Annotated in this window: 18 protein-coding genes; 17 read left to right on the top strand and 1 reads right to left on the bottom strand. The window is 67.8% G+C overall.

Annotation, left to right across the window (positions count from 1 at the left end):
- The first annotated feature begins 101 nt into the window (after positions 1 to 101).
- A complete protein-coding gene (locus KJ554_11305; GenBank protein ID MBU0742924.1) occupies positions 102 to 1646 on the top strand; it encodes a hypothetical protein in 1545 nt (514 codons plus the stop codon).
- On the opposite strand, the gene KJ554_11300 is transcribed toward KJ554_11305, so the two are convergent.
- A complete protein-coding gene (locus KJ554_11300; GenBank protein ID MBU0742923.1) occupies positions 1636 to 2916 on the bottom strand; it encodes a PP2C family protein-serine/threonine phosphatase in 1281 nt (426 codons plus the stop codon). The two genes, KJ554_11305 and KJ554_11300, sit on opposite strands and share 11 nt — an antisense overlap.
- Positions 2917 to 3135: 219 nt before the next feature.
- On the opposite strand from KJ554_11300, the gene KJ554_11295 reads away from it, so the two are divergent.
- From KJ554_11295 to KJ554_11220, 16 genes are all read left to right on the top strand, one after another.
- A complete protein-coding gene (locus KJ554_11295) occupies positions 3136 to 4089 on the top strand; it encodes an AAA family ATPase (GenBank protein ID MBU0742922.1) in 954 nt (317 codons plus the stop codon).
- Positions 4086 to 4982 carry a DUF58 domain-containing protein gene (locus tag KJ554_11290; GenBank protein ID MBU0742921.1) on the top strand — a complete coding sequence of 299 codons (897 nt, stop codon included), beginning with the start codon at positions 4086 to 4088 and terminating at the stop codon, positions 4980 to 4982. The genes KJ554_11295 and KJ554_11290 overlap by 4 nt, the downstream gene beginning before the upstream one ends.
- 1 nt (position 4983) lies before the next feature.
- Positions 4984 to 7107: a BatA and WFA domain-containing protein gene (locus KJ554_11285; protein MBU0742920.1), complete on the top strand. Its 2124-nt coding sequence runs from the start codon at positions 4984 to 4986 to the stop codon at positions 7105 to 7107.
- Between the two features lie 105 nt (positions 7108 to 7212).
- A complete protein-coding gene (nifU, locus tag KJ554_11280) occupies positions 7213 to 8088 on the top strand; it encodes a Fe-S cluster assembly protein NifU (GenBank protein MBU0742919.1) in 876 nt (291 codons plus the stop codon).
- Entirely contained in the window at positions 8085 to 9302 is a 1218-nt protein-coding gene (gene nifS, locus KJ554_11275) for a cysteine desulfurase NifS (GenBank protein ID MBU0742918.1), read from the top strand. Before nifU ends, nifS begins: the two co-directional genes overlap by 4 nt.
- 60 nt (positions 9303 to 9362) lie before the next feature.
- Positions 9363 to 12872 carry a transcription-repair coupling factor gene (mfd, locus tag KJ554_11270; protein MBU0742917.1) on the top strand — a complete coding sequence of 1170 codons (3510 nt, stop codon included), beginning with the start codon at positions 9363 to 9365 and terminating at the stop codon, positions 12870 to 12872.
- Between the two features lie 19 nt (positions 12873 to 12891).
- Positions 12892 to 14694 (top strand): peptidyl-prolyl cis-trans isomerase, encoded by a 1803-nt coding sequence (locus KJ554_11265; protein MBU0742916.1) that lies wholly within the window; start codon positions 12892 to 12894, stop codon positions 14692 to 14694.
- A 111-nt stretch (positions 14695 to 14805) separates the two neighbouring features.
- Complete coding sequence (locus KJ554_11260) at positions 14806 to 16146, top strand: peptidylprolyl isomerase (GenBank protein ID MBU0742915.1); 1341 nt, start codon at positions 14806 to 14808, stop codon at positions 16144 to 16146.
- 51 nt (positions 16147 to 16197) lie between these two features.
- Complete coding sequence (locus KJ554_11255; GenBank protein ID MBU0742914.1) at positions 16198 to 17367, top strand: hypothetical protein; 1170 nt, start codon at positions 16198 to 16200, stop codon at positions 17365 to 17367.
- 157 nt (positions 17368 to 17524) lie between these two features.
- Positions 17525 to 18307 (top strand): stage 0 sporulation family protein, encoded by a 783-nt coding sequence (locus KJ554_11250; GenBank protein MBU0742913.1) that lies wholly within the window; start codon positions 17525 to 17527, stop codon positions 18305 to 18307.
- Complete coding sequence (locus tag KJ554_11245) at positions 18307 to 19110, top strand: TatD family hydrolase (protein MBU0742912.1); 804 nt, start codon at positions 18307 to 18309, stop codon at positions 19108 to 19110. The genes KJ554_11250 and KJ554_11245 overlap by 1 nt, the downstream gene beginning before the upstream one ends.
- Positions 19107 to 19955 carry a ribosomal RNA small subunit methyltransferase A gene (gene rsmA, locus KJ554_11240; GenBank protein MBU0742911.1) on the top strand — a complete coding sequence of 283 codons (849 nt, stop codon included), beginning with the start codon at positions 19107 to 19109 and terminating at the stop codon, positions 19953 to 19955. Before KJ554_11245 ends, rsmA begins: the two co-directional genes overlap by 4 nt.
- Positions 19952 to 21979: a hypothetical protein gene (locus KJ554_11235; GenBank protein ID MBU0742910.1), complete on the top strand. Its 2028-nt coding sequence runs from the start codon at positions 19952 to 19954 to the stop codon at positions 21977 to 21979. The genes rsmA and KJ554_11235 overlap by 4 nt, the downstream gene beginning before the upstream one ends.
- Positions 21979 to 22572, top strand: coding sequence for a nuclear transport factor 2 family protein (locus KJ554_11230; protein ID MBU0742909.1), 594 nt, complete (start codon positions 21979 to 21981; stop codon positions 22570 to 22572). Before KJ554_11235 ends, KJ554_11230 begins: the two co-directional genes overlap by 1 nt.
- Positions 22573 to 22672: 100 nt before the next feature.
- The gene (locus KJ554_11225) at positions 22673 to 23278 is read left to right on the top strand and encodes a hypothetical protein (GenBank protein MBU0742908.1); all 606 of its coding nucleotides are present in this window, start codon (positions 22673 to 22675) and stop codon (positions 23276 to 23278) included.
- A gap of 22 nt (positions 23279 to 23300) precedes the next feature.
- Positions 23301 to 23488: hypothetical protein (locus KJ554_11220; protein ID MBU0742907.1), on the top strand; the 188-nt coding region annotated here is incomplete at its 3' end.

The raw sequence follows: 23488 nt of genomic DNA, 5'->3' as shown, positions 1-23488 counted from the left end.
AACATGGGGCTGGCCCGCCGGGGGGGGAGAGCTTATCCTGCGAACGTCGCGATCCGGAACCGCCGGTCGCCACCCACACGTGCGAAGGGGACGGTCGCGTTTTGGATCGCGCACGCCTGACAGGTCTGATCCTCGCCTTCGCCGTCCTGGCCCTGGGCGCCGCGCTGCTGTGGGACTACGTCACCGACGACACCTGGATCCACCTGCGCTACGCCCGCAACCTGCTGGAACGCGGCGAGTACACCTTCAACCCGGGCGATCCCACCTACGGTTCGACATCCCCGCTGTGGGTCTTCAGCCTGGTGTTCCTGATGAAGCTCGGACTGGCGCCGCTGGCTGCGGCCCGCAGCCTCGGCCTCGTCGCGGCCGCCGCCAAGCTGATCGTGGCCGACCGCCTGCTGGTGCGGTTGCCGTTGCCAGCCGGCTGGCGCCCCTGGCTCCTGCTGCTGGTCGCCCTGGACGCCTGGTTCCTCCGCTGGGCCCTGTCGGGCATGGAAACGCCGCTGGCCGAATTGCTCATGCTTGTGCTGCTCGGTCCGGTCGCCGCCAGCGGGCCCATCGCCTGGGTGGCCTGGGGGGCGACCTGGGGTCTGGGGTCGCTGGCGCGGCCGGAGATCGCTCTGCTGGCTCCCTGCGCCCTGCCCTGGCTGCTGTGGCTGCAGCGCCGGCGCCATCCCGGCCGCTCCGCCCTGGCGTCCCTGGCCAAGGTGGGACTGGGTTGGCTGATGGTGGCCGGACCCTGGCTGGTCTACGCCCGGTCCGTCTTCGGCCGCATGATCCCCGGCACCGCCGCCGCCAAGAGCTATCCCCTGCAGCTATCGCCGGCGGAGATGGTAGAGTACCTCGCGCGCACGATCCAGCAGCTGGCCGCCGTGCAGGGGGTGCTGTGGCTGGCGCTGGTCTTCGTGGCGGCGGGCTTCTGGTTGGACCGCCGGCGCGGTCTGGCCGGCGGCGACGGCAAGACCTTCGGACCGCGGGCGCTGGCCCTCGGCGCGATCGCGGCCACCTGGCTGGTCGTGCTGGTCGGTGGGTACTCGGCCAAGCAGGTCTGGACCATCTCGCGCTACGTGTCGCCCCTGCTGGCGCCCCTGCTGCTGGCCATGGCCGTCCTGGCCGGAGCCATGCTGAGGCGCCAGGGGTCGCGCGGCACGGCCGGACGCAGGGTCGTGGCGGCGGCGGCCGTGGCGGCCTTGCTGGTCAACGCCGGCCTGCTGACGTCCAAGGTGCGGCCGTACGCCGCCGTCTTCAGCCGCGGTGTCCACGAGTGCTTCTACGGCACCGGCGAGTGGCTGCGCGACAACACGCCGCCGGACGCCGTGATCGCGGCCCTGGACATCGGCGCGCTCGGCTTCGCCAGCGAGCGGCGCATCCTCGACCTGGCCGGACTGGTCAGCCCCGATGCGCGCGCGATGGGTCTGGAGATGGGATTCGAGCGGATGGTCGAGAGCGGGCGCTGGCTCGAACTCGACGAGCCCGGCTACTTCTTCGATCGTACCAAGGGCCCGCCGCGCTGGACCGGACGCACGGTCGAAGGCGTGACGTTCGAGCTGCTGGACACCTGCGGCATCGACGGGGTGGGTCTGCAGGAGGCGGGGATGTGGACCTATGCGCTGTACCGCCTCGTCCGCGTCCGGCCTAGTCCTTGACCAGCCTCACCTGCGGCGAACGCCGGTTGGCGGACACGGAGTAGAGGTCGCTCTTGGGCTCGAACTCCGCCGCCGGCTTGCGGCGCACCACGAAGACCGTCACGTCGTCGGCCCAGGGCGCGTCGCCGCCGAACGTGCGCACGGTGTCGAGCAGCCCGGACACGATTGCGTCTGCCGGTTCATCCCGCAATTCCTGCACCCGGGACATCAGACGTCCGATCCCGAACTGTTCCCGGTCGCCGGCGGGCCGCTCCCGCTCGATCAATCCGTCCGTGAACATCAGCAGGATCTCGCCGGGACGGATGTAGGCGAAGCTGCGCAGGTAGGAGGCGTCGGGCAGGGGCCCGAGCACCGGCCCGTTGCTCGGCAGCTCGAAGACCCGGCCGTCGGTCGCGAAGAGCAGGGGCGGGCAGTGGCCGCCGTTGACGAAAGACAGGTTGCCCGTCTCCTCGAGCTCGCCGTAGAAGAGCGAGATGAAGCGGCTGACCAGCCCGCTCTGGTGGATCACGCGGTTGAGCTGCTGGACGGTGGTGCTGATCTTGTGCTGGTCCGCGGCGCCCATGCGCAGGCCGGTGATCAGGTCGCGGGCCTGCAGGGCGGCGGGCAGGCCGTGGCCGCTGGCGTCGCCCACGGTCAAGCTGATCACGCCGTCCTCGACCGTCTGCGCGTCGTAGACGTCGCCGCCCACCTCCTCGGCGGGAACCGAGGTTGCGGCCAGTTCGAAACCCGGCAGCTCGGGCAGGTTGCGCGGCAGCAGGCTCTGCTGGATCTGCTGGGCCTGGCGTAGCATCGACTCCAGGTTGCTCTGGCGCAGCTTGAGTCCCACGGATGTCCTGATGGTCTGCAGGATGAAGTTCAGGTCGCCGGAGTCTTCCTGCCTGCGGATGCCGAAGCTCATGATGTAGGCGGGCGCCCCGCCCACAATCACCGCCGCGTTGTCGAAGTGGCTGAACTGCGCCTCGAAGTCGGGGTCGTAGCCGGGCGTCTCGGGCGTGATCCTCACCGCGCGCTGCCGTTCGAGTTCGCGCAGCAGGGCATAGCTCTTGGGGACGGTCTTGCCCGTGATGGCGTCGCCGTACTCGCCCACGCTCTCGATCAGTTCGTATTCGTCCTCGCCTTCGCGGTAGAGGCGGCCGCTCTCGATGCCGTAGTCGTCGGCCCAGACGCCGACGATCCTGCGCAGGATCTCGCGCAGCATCTCCTCGACGCCGCCCGACGCGTCGATGCGCCGCAGGATCTCTTCCATGTTGCGGTAGATTTTCTTGTCCATCGCGCCCTCCCGGTTCGCCGCCACAGGATGGGTGCCCCGGGGCCACCCCGCAACGAATATTCGCGATCCGGGAACCAATCCGCGCGGGGACGTATGAGACGGGTCGATGACCGCGGTTGAGGCGTCGGCGAAGTTCCGTTACCTTGGACCGGACCCGAGGCCCTAGCTACCAACGACAGGGGAGACGTGGTGGAAAGCAACGATCGCATCGACGGGTTGATGCGCGCAGGCGAAGATCTGCGCGCCGAGATCGGCAAGGTCATCGTGGGTCAGGACCGCGTGATCGAGGAACTGCTGGTGGCCCTCTTCGCAGGCGGGCACGTCCTGCTCGAGGGCGTGCCCGGCCTGGCCAAGACGCTGCTGATCAGCACCCTGGCCCAGGTCCTGGATCTGACCTTCTCGCGCATCCAGTTCACGCCCGACCTGATGCCGAGCGACATCACGGGTTCCGAGGTGCTGGAGGACGACACGGCCACCGGCCAGCGCGTCTTCCGCTTCATCCGGGGTCCCGTCTTCGCCAACGTGGTCCTGGCCGACGAGATCAATCGCACCCCGCCCAAGACACAGGCGGCGCTGCTCCAGGCCATGCAGGAGCGGAAGGTCACCGCCGGCGGCGCGACCCACGACCTGCCGCCGCCCTTCTTCGTCCTGGCCACCCAGAATCCCATCGAGCAGGAGGGCACCTATCCCCTGCCCGAGGCCCAGCTCGACCGCTTCATGTTCAACGTGCTGATCGGCTATCCCGAGCTGGAGGAGGAGGTGGCCATCGTCGAGCACACGACCGGCGTGCACGAGGCGGCGCCGCGCGTCGTGCTGGGCGCGGAGCAGGTCCTCTCCTTCCAGGACGCGGTGCATCGCGTGCCCGTGGCGGAGAACGTCACCCGTCACGCCGTGGCGCTGGCCCGGGCGACCCGCGTCGGTTCGCCCGGCGCCGTACGCCCGGCGGAGGAGTACCTCGCCTGGGGCGCCGGCCCGCGCGCCTCCCAGTGCCTGCTTCTCGGCGCCAAGACCCGCGCCCTGCTCCAGGGCCGGCCGACGCCGGACATCGCGGACGTGCGCGCCCTCGCGCATCCGGTGCTGCGCCACCGCCTGGTCACCAACTTCCACGCCGAGGCCGAAGAGGTGGACAAGGAGCGCATCGTCGAGATGCTGCTGGACGAGGTGCCGGCGTGAGGGCGACCACGCCCACTCCCGCCGCGGTCGCCGGCCTCGATCGCCTGGACCTCATCGCGCGCCTGGTGGTCGAGGGCTTCCTGGTCGGCCTGCACCGCAGTCCCTACCACGGCTTCTCGGTGGAGTTCGCCGAGTACAGGCAGTACATACCCGGGGAGCCCGTCACCCACATGGACTGGCGCGTCTTCGCCAAGACCGACCGCCACTACCTCAAGGTGTTCGCCGAGGAGACCAACCTGCGCGCCACGCTGCTGCTGGACTGTTCGGCGAGCATGGGCTTCACCGCGGACGACAGGCGTCCGACGAAACTCGCCTACGCCCGGCTGCTCGCCGCCAGCTTCACCCACCTGCTGCTGCGGCAGAACGACGCCGTCGGCCTCGAGGTGTTCGACGAAGGGCCGCGGGCCTCGGTGCCCGCCCGGGCGATCAAGCGGCAACTCTTCCACGTGCTGAAGCATCTCGACCGGCTGGAGCCAGGCCGCGGCACGTCCCTGGGCGCCATGATGCACCGCGCGGCCGAGCGCCTGCCGCGCCGGGGCCTGATGCTGCTCTTCTCCGATCTCATGGACGAGCCCGAGGACGTCCTGTCCGGCATCAAGCACCTCCGGCATCGCGGGCACGAGGTGATCGTCTTCCAGATCCTGGATCCCCGCGAACTCGATCTGGACTTCAAGCGCGAGGCCCGGTTCATCGACCTGGAGCGTCCCGGACACGAGGTGCGTCTCGAACCCGCACACGTCCGCGCGCATTACCGCGACCGCGTGGCCGCCTGGCGCGGGACCTTGCGCCAGGGGTGCCGTCGCCAGCGCGTCGATCTGGTCGAGATCTCCACCGATACGCCCTTCGACCGCGCCTTGCTCGCCTACCTGAGCAAGCGGAAGCGGATGTCCTGACATGCCCATCTCCTTCCTGAACCCGGGATTACTGTTGGGCGCCCTGGCCGCCGCGGTGCCGATCGTCCTGCATCTGCTCAACCGCCGGCGCGTGCGCGAAATCCGCTTCAGCGATCTGCGGTTCCTGGAGGAGGTGCAGGTCCAGCGCTCCCGTTCCCTGGGTCTGCACAGGCTGCTGTTGCTGCTGCTGCGCGTGCTGGCGATCCTGTTGATCGCCTTGGCCGTGGCGCGCCCCCGGCTGTCCGGACTGGCGCCGGGAGACGCCGGGCGCGTCTCGATGCTCGTTGTCGTCGATGCCAGCGCCAGCATGCAGACCGCGGAAGACGAAGGACCCCGCTTCGCGGCGGCGGTCGCTTACGCCGCCACCACGGCCGCCGATCTGACCGGCGGCAGCGAGATCCAGGTCCTGCTAGCGGCGGATGAACCGCGCGCCGTCTTCGGCGACTGGACGCGGGGAGGGGAAGGCGCCGCCGGCGCCTTGCGCCAGCTGACGCCCACCGACGGCGGCTTCGATCTGCCCGCCGCCCTGACCAGCGCGGCCGCCTGGGCCCGGGGCGCCCGCCACCGGCCGGCCCTGGTGCTCGTCCTCTCCGATCTCCAGCTGGCGTCCTGGGACGCGGCGGCGCTCTCCCGCGCCGCCGCCGAGCTGACCGACGCCGGCGTCGACCGGGTCATGGTGCGGGCCTTCGGCGAGGAACGAAGCAACGGCGGGGTTCGCGACGTCCGGTTGCCGCTGCGGGCCGTGCAGCCCGGGGAGACCGTGCAGCTGCGGGCCGAAGTGCTGGTCGGCCGTCCCGCCCAGGCCTTCTGGCTGGAGATCGGGGGCGAGCGCGTCGCCGAGACGGTCGCCACCGCCCGCGCCGGCGAGATCGACAGCCTGGTCTTCGCCCTGACCGCACCTGCCCCGGGCATCCACGCCGGACTGGTGGCCACCGAGGCGGACCGGTTCACGGTGGACGACGACCGGCCCTTCGTCATGAGCGTCCGCGACAGCATCGCGGTCCTGCTGGTCCACGGCGAACAGGGCGTCGCGGCCGGCCGCGGCGGGTGGCGCTACTGGCAGCAGGCCCTGGCGCCGGGCGTCACCGGGGACGACACGGGCGCCTCCTCCTCCATCTTCCGGGTCCGGGCCCTCGGGAGCGACAGGCTGGAGACGGGCGACCTGGAGCGCGCCGACCTGTTCGTCTACCTGGACGCCGGTCCGTTGGGCCGCAGCACGAGCGAGGCGCTGGCGCGCTGGCTGCGCGCGGGCGGCGGCGCCGTTTTCCAGTTCGGCGACTACAATCTCGCGGGCTACCTCAGCGCCGTGCTGCTGCCGATGCTGGGCGTCGACGGGACCATCGCCTACCGCAACCGTTCGGATACGGGGGCCGAGGAGGCCCGGATCCTCGACCGGCAGCACCCGTTGTTCCGCGGTCTGACCGACGCCGCGTTGAGCACGCTGGAGCGCTCCCGCTGGCGGCGCCACTTCGCGCTGGGTGACAACGGTCTCGCCGTGCTGATGGCGGGAGAGAGCGGCGCGCCCCTGCTGGCGACCGGCGCGCTGGACAGGGGCCGGTTCGCGTTGCTGCCCTTCAACCTGTCGGCGGGATCCACCGACCTGGCCCGCAATCCCATGTTCCTGCCGCTTGCCCAGCGCCTGGCGGCCCTGCTGGCCGGCGGCGGCGGCGAGGGGGAGCGCAATCTGGTCGTCGGCGCCTCGCCGCGGCTGGTCCTGACCGATGGGGAGGGCCTGCAGGATCCCCCCACGCTGCTGTTCAGGCACGCGCGGGACGGCGAACGCGGCCAGTTGTCGACGCGCGTGAGCTGGGAGCGGGGAATGCCGGTGATCGTGGGGGAGACCGCCAGGCGGAAGGGCCACTACACTTTCGTCGCCGGCGGCGATACGATCGGCGTGGTGGCGGTCACGCCGCCTCCGGCCGAAGGCGACCCCCGGCTGCTCGCTCCGCAGGACGTCCTGGCGCAGCTCGCGACGGCCGGCCTGGCGATGGGCCGGGATCTCGCCGCGGTGGACGCCGGCGACTTCGCGTCGGCGCTGCGGGGCCGCGAACTCGCCCCCGTCCTGCTGTCGCTGGCCATCCTGTTGCTGCTGGCCGAGACCGCCCTGTCGCGCCGCGCCGGATGACCTGATCCCTTCTTGCCTGCGCGTATATTTGGCTTACCATTGTCACTGGACTGCTAAGGTCTCCTTTTCCCGGTGGCTGGCGGCGATGCGCCAGGAGGCATCATCATGTGGAACTACTCGGACAAGGTGCTCGACCACTTCATGAACCCGCGCAACGTGGGCACCCTCGAGGATCCGGACGGTGTGGGCGAAGTGGGATCGATGGCCTGCGGCGACGCGCTGCGACTCACCTTCAAGCTCGACGCCGACGGCCGCATCGCCGATGCCAGGTTCCAGACTTTCGGCTGCGGCAGCGCCATCGCCTCCTCCTCCATGTTGACCGAGATGATCAAGGGCAAGACCCTCGAGGAAGCGGCTGGCATCACCAACGAGGACATCGCCCGCGAGCTCGACGGCCTGCCCCGCGAGAAGATGCATTGCTCGGTGATGGGACGGGAAGCGCTCGAAGCGGCCATGATCGACTACTACAAGAGGCTGGGCAAGGGCGTGCCCTGCACCCTCATCAAGCAGGACGTCGAGATCTGCCACTGCTTCCAGGTGAACAAGTCGACGATCCGCAACGCGGTGATGCAGTACCACCTGCGCGAGATCGAGGACATCACCAACCATACCAAGGCGGGCGGCGGCTGCACCCAGTGCCACCCCGACATCCAGCACATCATCGACGATTGCTGGGAGGAGATCGAGCGCGAGGGCGCCGAGACCCCGCAGGGAGACCTGATCCAGATCTCCGGTTCGCCCGGCAACGGCCAGCGCCTGGACCAGATCCGCGAGGTGCTGGAGAACGACATCGCCCGCGCGTTGCGCACCGACGGCGGCGACATAGAGCTCGTCGAGATCCGCGGCAACGAGGTCCACGTCAGGCTGACCGGCGCCTGCGCCAGCTGCCCCTCGTCGCAGGCCACCATCAAGGGCTGGGTCGAGAGCCAGCTCCGCGAGCACGTCAGCGACGAGCTGGAGGTCATCGAGGTGGGTAAATGAGTTCCTTCGCTCTGTTCGACGGCCTGCCTGCGCGTCCGGCGGGAGGCGTCTATCTCGACAACAACGCCACGACCGCCGTGGCGCCAGAGGTCCGCGAGGTGCTGCTGCCTTACCTGACCACCCATTACGGCAACCCCTCCAGCATGCACGGCTTCGGTGCGGACGCCGGGCGTGCGGTGGATCGGGCCCGCGACCAGGTCATGGCCTTGATCGGCGCCGAGGCCCCGTCGGAGGTGGTGTTCACGGGCGGCGGGTCCGAGAGCGACAACCTGGCCATCGTCGGCACCCTGCGCGCCTATCCGGACAAGAAGCACATCGTGACCACGGTGGTCGAGCATCCCGCCGTGCTGGGCCTGTGCCGCGAGCTGGAGAGCAGGCAAGGTTTCGAGGTGACATACCTGTCGGTCGACGGCCAGGGCAACCTGGACCTCGACGAGCTGCGCGCCGCCATCAGGCCCGACACCGCGGTGGTCAGCGTCATGGCCGCCAACAACGAGACGGGTGTCGTCTTTCCCAGCGAGCGGATCGGCGAGATCGTCAAGGACGCCGGCGTGGTCTACCACGTGGACGCCGTCCAGGCGGTGGGCAAACTGCCGGTGGCCATGTCCGCCTCGACCATCGACCTGTTGTCCCTCTCCGGTCACAAACTGCACGGCAGCAAGGGCGTCGGGGCGCTGTACGTCCGGCGTGGCACCAAGCTGCGTCCGTTGATCGTGGGCGGGCACCAGGAGCGCGGCCGCAGGGCTGGCACCGAGAACGTGCCCGGGTTGGCGGCCCTGGGCGAGGCCTGCGTACTGGCGGGACGGCACATGGCGGAGGAGCAGACCCGCGTCCGGGACCTGCGCGATCGACTCGAGGGCAAGATCGTCGCCGCCGTGCCGGATTGCCGCGTGAACGGCGATCAGCGCAACCGTCTGCCGAACACGTCGAACATCAGCTTCGACTACATCGAGGGCGAGGGGATCCTCCTGCTGCTAGACCGTTTCGGTATCGGCGCCTCCAGCGGCTCGGCCTGCACGTCGGGCAGCCTGGAGCCGTCGCACGTCCTGAAGGCGATGGGCATTCCCTTCATTTCCGCCCACGGGTCCGTCAGGTTCTCCTTGAGCCGCTACAACACGGAAGAGGAGATCGACTACACCGCCGCCGTGATACCCCGAATCGTCGATCGCTTGCGAGCCATCACTCCCTTCAGCGAACAACGTCAGACCTTCTGACGACCGGAGAGAGATGATCGATCAGCAGTTGCGGGCCGGCCGCCCGGCCGGCTCGACGACGTGAGCGGCCTGCTCGGCCGCATCGTATCCGAAGAGGTCCTGTCCGGGGGCGTCGCGAGGGTGGAGTCCGTCCTCGAACGGGCCGCCGGCTTCCCGGACGAGATCCCGGTCCTCTCGGGCCTGCACGGCGCCGCCGCCTCGGTGCTGCTGGCGGCCTGGCACCGGCGCACCGGTCGTACTGCCCTGATCGTGGCGCCCGAACGCGAGGCGGCCCTGCGCCTGGCGGACGACCTGGACAGCTGGCTGGGGACGGGCAGCGTGATCTACCTGCCCCAGCAGGACGTGCTGGCCTTCGATCGCAATTCTCCCGATCCGGAACTCGTGGGCGCCTTCATCCAGGGGCTGGACAGGCTCCGCGAGGAAGCGCCAGCGCTCGCGGTCACCTCCCTGAGCGGGCTGCAGCAGAGAGTCATCACGCCCGGGCGGCTGGCCGCCGCGTGCTTCACGATGTCGGTCGGCGACCGCTTCCCTCGCGAAGAGCTGTGCGCCCGCCTCGCCGAGCTCGGCTACGCCGCGGTGGGCATGGTCTCGCGGACCGGCGAGTACGCCCTGCGCGGCAGCCTCATCGATCTCTTCGCACCGGGCGCGCACCCCCTGCGCATCGAGTTCTTCGACGACGAGATCGTGTCGGTGCGCACCTTCGACGCCGGCACCCAGCGCTCCGTCGACAAGCTCGCCGGGGCGCGTATCCTGCCCGTGAGCCATCTGATCCTCGACGACGACGCGATCCTCGAGGCCCTCGCCCGGATCGAGGCGGCGGGACTCGACGGCGAACTGGAGCCCGACGAGCGGGAAGACCTGGAGGCCCGCATCGAGGAGAAGGTCCATAGCGCGGGGCTAGAGGCCTTCCTGCCGCTGTTCGGCCCCACCGCGCTGCTCACCGACCACCTGCCGGACGGGGCCTGCCTCTTCTGGTCCGATCCGAGCGGCATGTCAGAGCGCTTCGCCGCCCTGGAGGAGGAGGTGCCGCGCATGCGCGAGACGCATCTGCGGCACGATCCCTGGCTGCCGGAGAGCCGGGAGCTGGTGGCGTCGCGCGCGGAACTAGCCGCACTCCCGCCGCCGCAGATCCATCTCGCCGGCGCCTGGCTGGCCGATGATCCGGCCGCCGCGTGGCCCGACCGTCCCGGCCGGGAAGCGCACGTCTTCGCCACCCGGCGGCCGGGCCTGCAGGGGGGGGACGTGTCCGAACTGGCCCGCGCCCTGGCCGGGTTCGCATCCTCCGGATGCGCCGCGACGGTCCTTTGCGACAACCAGGGGCAGGCCACCCGCCTGACCGAACTGCTCCTGGAGCAGGACGGCGACGTGCCGGCGGTGCTGCCGGTGGTCGGGCATCTCAGCGAGGGGTTCGTCTGGCCCGACATGGGCCTGGCCCTGGTCACCGACCACGAATTCTTCGACCGCTACCACCGTCCGTCCCGCGCCCGCTTCCGCGGCGCGGCCGTGGTCGTCGACTCCGTCAATCTCCGGCCCGGCGAACACGTCGTCCACGTCGAATACGGCATCGGACTCTACCGGGGGCTGCGCCGGATCACCGTCGAGGACGCCGAGCGCGAGTGCCTGCTGCTGGAGTTTGCCGCGGGCGACAAGGTGTACGTGCCGGTCGAGAAGATCGACACGGTGGAGAGGTACAGCAGCGACCGCGACGCGGCTCCGCGGTTGAGCCGTCTCGGCACCGCGTCCTGGGCGCGGGTCACCAAGCGGGCGCGCAAGGCGATCCAGGCCATGGCCGTCGAACTGCTGCAGCTGTACGCCGAGCGCGAGAGCCGTCCCGGGCGGGCCTTCCCGCCGAACGGCGATCTCCTGCGGTCGCTGGAGGAGTCGTTCATCTACGAGGAGACGCCGGATCAGCTGACGGCCATCGCCGACGTCAAGCGGGACATGGAGGCGGCGCGTCCCATGGATCGCCTGGTCTGCGGCGACGTGGGCTACGGCAAGACGGAGGTCGCCATGCGGGCGGCCTTCAAGGCGGTCGAGAGCGGCCATCAGGTGGTCGTGCTCTGCCCGACGACCCTGCTGGCCCATCAGCACGGCGAGACCTTCGCGGAGCGCTTCCGCGACTTCCCGGCTTCGGTCGCCGTGTTGAGCCGCTTCCGGTCCGCAGCCGAGCAGCGCGAGATCGCGCAACGCGCCCGCGAAGGCGCCGTGGATGTCCTGATCGGCACGCACCGGCTGCTGTCGCGCGACGTCAGGTTCGAGTCGCTGGGACTGGTCATCATCGACGAGGAGCACCGCTTAGGCGTGCGCCACAAGGAGCGGCTCAAGCAGCTGCGCAAGGAGGTGGACGTGCTGACGCTCACCGCCACGCCCATCCCGCGCACGCTGTACCTCTCCCTGATGGGCGCGCGCGACATGTCGCTGATCACCACCCCGCCCCGCGACCGCCTGCCCATTCGTACGGAGATCTGCGCCTTCAGCGAGACGATACTCGGCGAGGCCGTCCTGCGCGAGATGCATCGCGGCGGCCAGGTATTCTTCGTCCACAACCGCGTCGAGACGATCCTGGGCATGGCTGCCCTGCTGCGCAAGCTGCTGCCCAGGGCGCGCATCTGCGTGGCGCACGGCCAGATGCCCGAGCTCGAGCTGGAAAGGGTGATGGCCGGGTTCCTGGCCCACGAGTACGATGTGCTCGTGACCACCTCGATCATCGAGTCGGGCCTGGACATGCCGCGCGTCAACACCATCATCATCGATCGCGCCGATCGCTTCGGGCTGGCGCAGCTCTACCAGATCCGCGGCAGGGTGGGTCGTTCGAGCCAGCGGGCCTTCGCCTACCTCATGACCCCGCCCGGGGAGACGATCACCCCCGAAGCGAGGCGCCGGCTCTCCGCCCTGCAGGAATTCCAGGCTCTCGGCTCCGGGTACCATATCGCCATGCGCGACCTGGAGATCCGTGGCGCCGGCAACATCCTCGGCCAGGAGCAGCACGGACATCTGGAGGCGATCGGCTTCGACCTGTACTGCCGCCTGCTGGACGAGGCCGTCGCCGAGATCAAGGGCGGGGGGGCCGTCAAGGCCGCCGATGTCCGGATCGATCTCAGGCTGCCCGCCTATCTCCCGGACGCCTACGTGCCCGAGCCCGAGCAGAAGATGGATCTCTACCGGCGCCTGGCGCGCCTAGCCGACGAAACGCGCGTCAATCGGCTCGGCGAGGAGATCCGGGACCGGTACGGTCCCCTGCCGCCGCAGGTGTCCAACATGCTGGATCTGGCGCGCATCCGCATCCTGGCGGTGCGCAACGGCGTGGAGGAGTTGCGCGCCGGACGCAAGGGACTGAGTTTCTTTTTTACTGGCGGACGCGAACCGACACCGTATATCATACATGGCTTGATGGGAACCGGTCCGCGCGGCCTGACGTTCAAGGCCGTCGATCAACTCGAGATGAAAGTGCCCGTGGCGCGCGATGTAGCCGCTGCCGCGGCTTTTTCCGTGCTTGATCTGGTGGACCGCCTGCGTACCGAGGAGAGAGAGGGTTCCACACGTTCGATCGCCGAGAACAAGAAGCCTTGACCGATGTTAGGAGTCGATCATGTCAGAGAATCCGTTCCAGGGCCCGATTCGCATCAGCGGCTTGTGCCGGTGCAGCCTGACCGCCGTAGCCGCCGCCCTCCTCTGTCTGCCGTTGCTGAGCTGCTGCGGCGGCGGAGGGGATATCCTGGCCACCGTGGGTGACCGCGAAGTGACCGCGGAATATTATCAGGACCGCCTGGCCAGGCTGACGCAGGCGGAACTGCCCGTCGACGAGGACGGGATCACCATGGACACGACGTCCCTGGCCAGCAAGCTGGCCTTCCTGAACGTGATCATCAACAAGGAACTGATGGTCCTGAAGGCGAAGGAACTCGGTTACGACACGCAGGAAGACATGATCAACGCGGAGCAGGCCCTGATCGGCATCAAGGCCGGCGAGTACATGCGCGAGGATCTGATCACCGTCGACGAGAGCGAGATCCTTCCCGAGGATGTGGACGAGTACTACGCGAAGCGGCAGGAGAAGCGGCACTTCCAGTTCATCATCTGCAATTTCGAAGACGACGCCCGGGAGGCGCGCCAGAAGATCGTCGACGGCGCCGCATGGGACGAAGTCGCCGATGAATACAACGACGGCTCCAAGGGCCCGACGAACGACTACACGATGTCCATCCAGTACGGCATGGCGGAGGATCTGTTCGAGCGCGCCCTCTTCGACCTCGAGGAAGGGCAGATGAGCATGCCGATCGAGACCGTCTACGGCTACTGGATCGTTCGTTTCACCGGCACCGAGCCGGCGCGTGAGCGCCCGCTCGACGAGGAATATCGCCTGCGAATCCGTCGCACGCTCGCCGCGCAACGGACGAAACTGGCGGAGAACAGGTTCTTCGACGAATCCATGGCGCGTCACGAGTTCATGATGGACGAGGCCGCCTTGTGGATAATCTTCCAGGGGCTGCCCGAAGGCGAGGGCTATCTGGACAAGGCGACCAACAAGCCCATTCCCAAGGATCAGCTGGCTCCGCTGGACGTCCCCGCCGAGGATGCCGGCCGTGTCTTCTTCTCGGTACGCTTCGATCTGAACGAAGAGCCGGAAGTCTGGACCATCGGCGAATACAAGACGCTCTATGCCGACATGAGCGTGTTCCAGCGCCCCAAGCGCGCCAAGATGCTGGGCGGCATTCGCCAGCAGATCACCACCGACATGGTGACCAAGCGTCTCCTGATGTCCGAGACCCGCGAGAGGGGCTACCACGAGGATCCCCGCGTCGTCAGGGACGTGCAGTCCAAGGTCGAGGAGATCATGGTCAACCGCTTCCACGACGAGGTCATCAAGTACGATGACTTCGTCTCCGCGGAGGCTCTCGCGGTGTTCTGGGCCGACCACAAGCAAGACTACATGACTCCCGAGCTGAGGAACGGGCAGGTGATGAACTGCAAGGACGAGGCAGCGGCCACCCAGGCGTACGAAGCCCTGACGGCCGACACGCCATGGGAAGACGTTTACACCGAGCATGCCCAGGTGCAGGATCCCGCGAACAGGGAACCCATCATGGTGAGCGCGGATACCATCTCCCCGGAGCGGGACGCCCTGTTCGCCGTAGGCGCAGTCGGCGACGTGACGGGGCCCTTCCGGAACAGGGCGGGCTGGCACATCATACGCCTGGACAACATCATCCCGCCGGCCCAGCGCGAGCTGGAAGACATCAGGGAAGAGGTCGCGCAACGGATCCGGCTCATCCGCAAGGACGAATCGCTTAACCGGAACCTGGCCAGCTGGCGGGACGAATTCGGTGTGGAAATCTTCGAGGATGCGCTCGCGGCGATGCCCGCCTGGAACGAGTTGCAGACCCTCCAGTGATCCTGCCGACCGTCCGGACATGCCGGATCGTGCCCGAGCGCGCGGTCCGGGCTCCAGTGAGGCGCCGGAGGGCCGCGTGCTCCCCGGCGCCCGCGTGAAAGGAACCTGAGCATGCAGTCGAAGTCGTCCGCGGGACTTGGCAGGGGAATCCACCCGGCGACCGTCGCCCTGATCGTACTCTGTGCGGTCTGCGGCTCCGCACTTGCCCAGGAGGATGTCGCGTCACCCGAACTCGTGGACCGCATCCTGGTCATCGTCGACGAGGAGGCGATCCTGCTGAGCGAGGTGGAGCGCGAAGTGGCTCTGTATAGCCTCGAGGCGCACAACGCGGGCATCGCGTTGGACCAGGACCCGGCGACCATACGCGAGGACGTTCTCAGCCGGCTGATCGAGAGCAAGCTGATCATCGCGGCGGCCAAGCAGGAGAAGATCGAGGTCTCCGACGAGGCCATCTCCAGGGACGTGCAGTCCAACATCGACCAGCTGGTGCGTTACTACGGTTCGCTGGCGAAGCTCGAGTCCGAACTGCTGCGCAACGGCATGACGCTCAACGACTACCGCAGGCGCTCCTATTCCCAGCTCCGCGATCAGCACTACATGCGAGCCGTCGTCGGGCGCTTCATAAGACCGCGCATCGAGGTGCGCGAGGACGAGGTGGAAGACTGGTACGGAGAACATGCGGACGAGATTCCCGCCACACCGGACAGCCTGACCCTCGCCGACATCCTCATCGCGGTGCAACCCTCCGACGAGGTGCAACGCGAGTTGCAGGGCAAGCTGGGCGCCGCCTTGCAGGCGCTGGGCGAAGGCGCCTCCTTCGCCGACGTCGCGCGCGAACACTCCGAGGACCCCGGCGCTTCTCGTGGCGGCAAGCTCGGCACGATACGCCCGGGAGACCTGAAGAGCGCCATGCTGGAAGACGTGATCTTCTCCCTCGACGAGGGTGAGACCAGCCAGCCCGTGGTGACCGAGAGGGGATTGCACATCCTGCGCCTGGACGCCGTCGGCGAGGGCGGACGCGAGGTGAGCCAGATCTTCTTTCCCCTGATCATCACCGAACAGGACGTGGCGCGCGCGCGGGCGGAAGCCGACGTCGCGTATGCGCGCCTGCTCGCCGGCGAACCCTTCGCCATGGTCGCAGGCGAGACGAGTGTCGATCCCGGCTCCACCGCGCTGGGGGGGGACCTGGGACGGTTTGCCCTGAGCGACCTGTCGCCGCGGATCCAGGAAGCCCTGGCCGAGGCCGGCGCCGGCGAGCTGACGGAGCCGTTCCTGACGCCCGCGGGCTTCTACATCTTCCTGGTGAAGGAGCGCACCTACGGTCGCTCGCTCACGCTGGTCGAGGTGCGCGACCAGGTGCGCCAGGCCGTGGAATCCGAGAAGCTGCAGGAAGAGCTGACCCGCTATGTGGCCGAACTGCGCACCAGGTTCGTGGTGGATCGCAAGGATTGAACGGGAGGCAGGCCGCAGGTGCGAAGGCGATTCGCAGGCCGGACGGCGATCGTGACGCGTCTCCTGGAGTTGCGACGCGCCGGAGCGCTGGGGCAGAGCTATCTCTTCGCCGGTCCGGAGGGCAGCGGCAAGGAGTTGACCGCGCTGGAGATCGCACGCCTGGTCAACTGTCGGACGCCCGACGAGTGCACCGATATCCCGGTCTGCGAGAGTTGCCGCAAGGCGGTCAGTTTCCAGCATCCCGACATCCGCTGGATCTGCCCGGCCCCGGCAGCGATCACCGAGGGCGAAGTGGGGAACCTGCTCGCTCTCAAGCAGGAGGACCCCTTCCACCAGCCGGCGTTCATCGCGTCGAGCGAGGTCTTGATCGGTGATCCCGACCATCCCGGCGCCTTGACCGTGCGCTCGCTGTTGCACTTCCTGCGCGTACGGCCCTTCCAGGGCAGCCTGAAGACCGCGATCGTCGGCGACGCCAACCGGCTGCGCACCGGAGCTGCCAACGCCTTCCTGAAGATGCTCGAGGAACCTCCCGCGGACGCGCTCATCATCCTGCTCACATCGTTGCGCGGCGGGTTGCTGCCGACGATCCGGTCCCGCTGCCAGCTGGTCCAATTCGAACCGTATGCGGAAGATGAGCTGGGAGATCTGCTCGCGGACCTCTACGGCCTGCCCGCGCCGGATGCTGTTTCCTTCGCGCGCGCGGCGAGCGGTAATGCGCGCCGTGCCGCCTCTTTCCGGCTGCCGGAGGCCAGGGCCCTGCGCGCCTGGGCGCGTCAGCTGCTGACGTCCATCTCGGAAGAACGCCATGGCGCCGTTCTGGTGGCGGCGGAGCAGCTGCACAAGGGCGTGGTGCCCGATGAGCTGGCGTCGGCGGCGGAACGCGAGGCGGGCGGGCGGCCACACGTCACGACGGCCAAGGAACTGACCGAAAGGCGGGATCGGGCGATTCGGCTATGCGAATCGCTCAATCTCTATTACAGTGATATCCTGGGCTGTGCCACGCGCGGAGAGGGGTGGCGGCCGAAACTGACGGCCGACGAGCGGCTCATTCGCGACCTGGCCGGCCGGCGATCGCCGGCGGGCCTGTTGCAGGACATAGAAGCGGTCGAACGCGCCCGCAGGGGTATCGACCGCAACCTCAACATCGGCCTGGTGATGGCGGTGTTGTTCCAGGAGTTGCTCCATGAGGTCGAGGCGGACAGGACCGCAGCCGGCACCTGACCATGACGATAGATCCCCTCGCAGCCGGTCTCCCGTCAAAGCGGACCCCGCCGCGGAATCGCATCCGGACGGACTGGTGACCGTCCAGTTCAAGGGGCACCGCAAGGGTTATTACCACAACGACCACGCCATCGATCTCGGCGTCGGCGACTATTGCATGGTCGAGGCCGACCGGGGCCGGGACATGGGCCGCGTGTGCTACGTGGGCCCCGGCAAGCCCAAGTGGTGGCGCCAGGCGGCCCACCAGGGCGTCATCGGCCTGGCGGGCCCCGACGATCTCCGGCGCATGCACGAGAACCGGGCCGACGAATGGGAGTACTACGACATCTGTCTGGAGAAGATCCAGCAGCGCAAGCTCGACATGAACCTAGTGACCGTCGAGCGGCAGTTCGACCGCAACAAGATCACCTTCTACTTCACGGCCGACAAGCGCGTCGACTTCCGCAAGCTGGTCAAGGACCTCGCCGCCATCTTCCGCACGCGCATCGAGCTGAGACAGATCGGCGTCCGCGACGAGGCCAAGATGAAGGGCGGGCTCGGCGTCTGCGGGCGCGAGCTGTGCTGTTGCACCTTCCTGCACGATTTCTCGCCGGTGACCCTGAAGATGGCCAAGGGGCAGCAATTGCCCCTGAGTCCCAACAAGCTGTCCGGTCTCTGCGGTCGGTTGCGCTGCTGCCTGGCCTACGAGCACGAAACCTACCTGCGCACCCTGGCGCGCATGCCGCGGGTGGGCGCGCGCGTCGATACCGAGCATGGCCGGGGAACCGTCCGCAAGCTGGACCTGCTGCGCGAACTGGCAACGGTACTGCTCGAGGAATCGGGCGAGGCGCTCGTGCTTTCTCCCGCACAGATGCAATGGGAGAGCCGCCAGGATCTGCCGCGGGGGCGGAGCCGACAGGCCCGCCGGACCTGCCGGCACGATCCCAGGAACGACAACTAGTGTTCACCGATTCACACCTGCATCTCAACCGCCACGAGTTCGCGGGTGAAGCGGCCGCCGTGCTCGCCAGGGCCGCGGCCGCGGGCGTGAACCGGTTCATGAACGTCGGTTACGATCCGGCCAGCAGCGCCGCTTCGGTCGCCCTGGCCGAGCGGGATCCGCGTGTCCTGGCGACGGTCGGCGTGCACCCCCACGACGCCAGCCTGCTGGCCGACCCCGCGGGCGGCATCACCGGCGATGGCGAGCGCGTGCTGGACGAACTCGGCGCCTTGGCGCGGCATCCCCGCGTCGCCGCGGTGGGCGAGATCGGCCTGGATTTCTACCGGGATCTTTCCCCGCGTCCCGCCCAGATGGCCGCCTTCGCCGCCCAGGTCGCACTTGCCAACCGGCTCGATCTGCCGGTTGTCCTGCATATCCGCGAAGCCTACGACGAGATCATCGCCCTGATGGAACAGATCGGCCTGCCGCGCCGGCGGGGCATCATGCACAGCTTCGCGGGCGACGGACGCGCCGCCGCGTGGGGCGTCGCAAACGGGTTCCTGCTGGGCATCGGCGGACCCGTGACCTATCGCAACAGCCGCCTGCCGGCGGTGTTGAGCGACTGTGCGCCCGAGAACCTGGTGCTGGAGACCGATGCGCCGTGGCTGCCGCCCGAGCCCCACCGCGGCCGTCGCAACGAACCGGCCTACCTGGTCCATACCGCCCGCGCCGTGGCCGATCTCTTCGACATGCCGCTGGCGGAACTGGCCGACGTCACCAACGGGAACTTCGCCCGCTTCAGCGGCTGCGGGACACGGACATGAAGGGAAAGCGCCCGAGCCAGCAGGAACTGCTGCGCAGGCACGGTGTACGACCGGTCAAGCGCCGCGGGCAGAACTTCCTGATCGACGGCAACATGGCGCGCGCTATCGCGACCGATATCACGTCTTTCGGCATGGATGTGCTGGAGCTGGGCGCCGGGGGCGGAGCGGTGACCTTCCCGCTGCTCGAGGCCGGCGCCCGGGTCACCGCTGTGGAGGTGGACCGCGGCCTTTGCGCGATCCTGCGCGAGGAAACGGCGGGGGAGGCACGGTTCCGGCTTCTGGAAGCGGATATCGCCGCCCTGGACTGGGAAGTGGCGCTGGCGGCGGCGGGAGAACGGCCGGTGCTGGCCGGAAACCTGCCTTATGTGCTGACCAGCGAAGTGCTCTTCGCGCTCGCCGATTGGCGCGATCGCGTCGCGGGAGCCATCTTCATGGTCCAGCTCGAGGTGGCGCGGCGCCTGGCGTCGAGTCCCGGCGGCCGGGAATACGGCGTGCTGTCGGTGCTGCTCGGGGCCCTCTTCAGAATCGAGGTGGTGAGACAGGTGCCGCCCGCGGTATTCTGGCCCCGCCCCGATGTCATGTCGGCGGTGGTCAGCCTGGCGCCGCGCGCGGGGAGCTGGCCAGACGACGAGTACCGTCGCTTCAAGGCCCTGGTGAAGAAGCTGTTCCAGCAACGGCGCAAGCAGATGGGCAAGATATTGCGGCAACTCTACGGCGTGCCCGAGGCGGCCTCGGACGGGTGGCTGGCGCGTGCCGGCATCGATCCCGGCGATCGGCCCGAGCACATTTCCCGCGGGGCGCTGCGTATGCTGGCCGCCGCAGTTCCGGAGGTGGAGGAGGCTTGAGACTCGAGCTGACAGTCTGGCTCACGATCGCGCTGCTGCTCGCCGCCGCCGCCACGTTTGCCCAGGATGACGACGAAGCGGAAGACGATACCACCGACGCAGGCATGTCGCTGGAAGAGTTGCTGGACCTTTCCGCCCAGGCGGAACTGGATTCCCTCGCCGCCGCGGAAGGCGGGGGCACCGGCTTCATCAGGTCCTGGACCCGCGTTCCCAAGGCGAGTTTCATGGCCGGCGCGCAGAAGGTCGGCTACAAGTCCGATCTGACCAACAACATGACGCTGCAGGACAACAGCACCATCGGGCAGACCCTGAAGATCTCCCTGGACGACTACCGCGCCCAGGAGAAGATCGTGGAGAAACGCTCGGCGACCTTCAACTGCTCCACGGCCAGCCTGCACGGTCTGGTCGGTTCGTTGAGTCTCAGCGACAACTGGAGCAAGGACGAGGTGACCAACAGCGCCGGCAACACCAGCGTCAACAAGCGCGACGCCAGGCAGGCCACGGCGAGCCTGAGACGGGAAGATCTCGAACTGGCGGGCGTGGCGCACGACATGGTCGTCAACGGCTCGTTCAACCAGCAGCTGGCCGAACAGCTGAACCAGCGCAACGACGTCTCCGAGGGCTCTCTCGACGGCGCCCTGCGCAGCGACTACCGGGCGTGCGACTGGCTGTCGATGCACACCGGGCTCTACGCCGCGAGCCAGAGCGGAGAGCGTTCGCTGGGCATGGAGACCAAACCCTCGTCGTCGGGCGGCGACTCGCTGCGCGCGGGCGTCTTCTACGATCGGGGCCCCGCGGTCGGCGGCGTGACCATCTCGCGCACCAGCTTCAACAAGCGCTACCTCGACTACCGGCGCAACGCCAACGGCATCATCGACACCATCGGCGCGGCCGAGAAGATCGTCCAGGAGCTCGAGCGCGACGACGCCGTGACTATGTCCTGGAACAATGATCTCAAGGCCTGGGGGATCAGCCTCTCCTCGCGGCTCTCGCGCGACTTCTCGGAGAACAGCTTCCGCGCCAGCGGCGTGGGCATGCGGGAGCGCCACCAGGATACGGTCAATCTGGGGCTGGGCTTCCGGCCGACCCGGCTGGACACCGTCAGCATCGCCTACGACTCCCTGTGGAAGTGGGACGACCAGACCTACAGGGGCGCCACGGCCTCGCGCGGCCGGCAGGTCTCCCGGAAGTACGACCTGTCCCTGAACCTGATCCACGACCTGTTCGCGCACACGGACCTGCGCTGCAACTTCCGGACGGGGCTGTCCCAGGAGATCGCCGAGGGGGAGTTCAACAAGAACGACCGCGACCGGCTCGACACCTCCCTGACCATGAAGATGGACACCGCTTGGTCCAGCGGCATCAAGGTGAACCTCTCGTTCGACGTCCGCCGCACCGAGGACATTTCCATCCGCCGCGAGCGTTCCAGCAACAACAGCACCAAGGATACCTACGAGATCTCGCCCAGCTACCTCTGGCCGGTGGCGGACTGGCTCGACCTGAACCAGAGCTTCCGCGTCTGGATCCAGTACACCGACTACGTCTACTCCCACCTGGAGAACGTGAACAAGCTCGACGACTACAACAAGCGCGGCAACCTCAACACCAAGGTCACGCTGAAGCCCAACGCGCGGCTCTCGCTGACCATCCGGCACGACCTCAACGTGAAAGCCAACGCCAAGAAATCGCGCACCGACGCCACCGGCAACGATTTCTACAATCGCGAGTCCGACCAGTCGGTCTCCAAGATCGACTTCGCCATGAGCTACCGGGTGAGCGACTGGCTGTCGCTGGAGGGAACCACTTTTCGCAAGAAGGATACAAAGGAAACTTTCGGCGACCACGCCAGCCTGACGGACAGATACAGCGGCGAGATGGCGGTCGGCGGCAAGATCGACAAGAGGTTCGGCACCAGCAGGACCCTCAAGATCGGGGCCCGCAAGTTCTTCGCCCACGGACCCAATGTGCAGGACATCAACCGGGCCTACTGGGACGCCGACGTCCAGGTGAGCTGGAGGTTCTGATGCGCTGTCTCAAGATTGGTCTGATTCTTGCAACTTTAGTGCTGTTCACGGGCGGCTGCTTCTTCGAGCCCAGACAGGCGGAGGCCCCCGGCGGGGCCGTGATCCCCTCCCTGCCGCAATCGCAGCCGGAGAACGTCATCGCCAACATCGAGACCGCGATGGCGAACACGGATCCAGCGGGGTACGAGCGTCAGATCGCCGAGGTCTTCACGTACCAGCCGGATAGCGACACGGAGGCATCGTATCCGGACGTGGACTGGGCGTCCTGGGACCGCGCACGGGAAATCGCCTTCATGAACGATTTCCTGGGCACCATCGACGGCATGGTCATCGATTTGCGGGATGAGGAGATTTTCACGGATTGGAGCGGCTCCGAGGCCGAATTGCGTTATATTTACAGCGTCGTGGTCGATGAAGCGGGAGGAACGGTGCCCTACCGGGCGCGCGTGACGCTGGAATTCCGGCTCGACGGGACCTTCTGGGTCCTGACCCGCTGGTTCGACGAGCAGGGCGAAGAGGATCCCGATTCCGGGTCCCCGCTGCCGCCCCTGGGACGGCGCCGGGGGGCCTTCGCGGCCGCGGGAGGTGGCTAGAATACCTTTGATATGCTATAATCCGCTGCTAAACGCAGTGTGAAAAGCGATTCCCGCCCGCCGCGAGACGGCGGTATCGGCATCCTGCGGAGGTATCGAGATGTTGCACAAGAAGTGGCTGTTGTTCCTGACGGCGGGGCTGGCCTTGACGGTCCTGGCTGTGGGCGGCTGTATCTTCTCACCAGAGCCCGACAGCAATCCGCCCGTCACACCGATTCAGCCCTATCAGTGGCCGGACACGGCCGACAAGCTCATGGAGAACTTCGAGCGGGCCTACTCGGAGATGAACATCAACGAGTACGAGATCATCCTGCACGAAGACTACAAGTTCATCTTCATAGACAACGTGGAGATCTGGTACCGCCAGCAGGACATAACGTCGACCACGAACATGTTCGCCGGCAACCCGGGCCAGAACCCGGACAACACCTTCCGGGAAGGGGTCCAGAGCATCGAGATCAACACGTTGATCCGGCAGACCCCCTGGGAGGATATCCCCGCCAACGATCCGGATTTTCCCAATTCCGAACGCGCTCTTTTCCTGGTGAACATCAAGTTCATCCTGGAAGGCGGTCTGAACACGATCACCGTCTCGTCCGATCAGGAATTCTTCGTGAAATCCGAGGAAGTCGATCAGGGCGACGGTACGACCCGCACCCGCTACTATCTGTATGGGCAGCGCGATCTGGAGTCCACCGTTCCTTGACGGTGCTTCCACAAGCGCGGGCTTGATGGGGAGAGCAGCCTGGAAGCTGCTCTCCCTTTTTGTTGGCAGACAAGTGACGGGCGCTTATCGTGTCCGCATGCCTGCCCGCAAGCGAAGCTCCAGCACAGGGAAAACCAGCCGCGGCCAGGGCCGGCGCGGCCCGCTGCGCGCCTGGTGGCCGGCGCTGGCGGTCGCCCTGCTGGTGATCGT

This window comes from bacterium, from assembly GCA_018814885.1.
GTDB lineage: Bacteria > Krumholzibacteriota > Krumholzibacteriia > LZORAL124-64-63 > LZORAL124-64-63 > JAHIYU01.
The sequence above is the reverse complement of the archived record's forward strand: the minus strand, read 5'-3'. Positions and strand labels throughout refer to the sequence as shown.

What these genes read in the sequence shown, in the direction of transcription:
- rsmA (MBU0742911.1), top strand. Translation starts at nt 19,107, where the DNA reads ATGAAGGGAAAGCGCCCGAGCCAGCAGGAACTGCTGCGCAGGCACGGT.
- nifU (MBU0742919.1), top strand. Translation starts at nt 7,213, where the DNA reads ATGTGGAACTACTCGGACAAGGTGCTCGACCACTTCATGAACCCGCGC.
- KJ554_11250 (MBU0742913.1), top strand. Translation starts at nt 17,525, where the DNA reads ATGGTCGAGGCCGACCGGGGCCGGGACATGGGCCGCGTGTGCTACGTG.
- KJ554_11265 (MBU0742916.1), top strand. Translation starts at nt 12,892, where the DNA reads ATGTCAGAGAATCCGTTCCAGGGCCCGATTCGCATCAGCGGCTTGTGC.
- KJ554_11225 (MBU0742908.1), top strand. Translation starts at nt 22,673, where the DNA reads ATGTTGCACAAGAAGTGGCTGTTGTTCCTGACGGCGGGGCTGGCCTTG.
- KJ554_11230 (MBU0742909.1), top strand. Translation starts at nt 21,979, where the DNA reads ATGCGCTGTCTCAAGATTGGTCTGATTCTTGCAACTTTAGTGCTGTTC.
- KJ554_11300 (MBU0742923.1), bottom strand. Translation starts at nt 2,916, where the DNA reads ATGGACAAGAAAATCTACCGCAACATGGAAGAGATCCTGCGGCGCATC.
- nifS (MBU0742918.1), top strand. Translation starts at nt 8,085, where the DNA reads ATGAGTTCCTTCGCTCTGTTCGACGGCCTGCCTGCGCGTCCGGCGGGA.
- KJ554_11285 (MBU0742920.1), top strand. Translation starts at nt 4,984, where the DNA reads ATGCCCATCTCCTTCCTGAACCCGGGATTACTGTTGGGCGCCCTGGCC.
- KJ554_11260 (MBU0742915.1), top strand. Translation starts at nt 14,806, where the DNA reads ATGCAGTCGAAGTCGTCCGCGGGACTTGGCAGGGGAATCCACCCGGCG.
- KJ554_11295 (MBU0742922.1), top strand. Translation starts at nt 3,136, where the DNA reads ATGCGCGCAGGCGAAGATCTGCGCGCCGAGATCGGCAAGGTCATCGTG.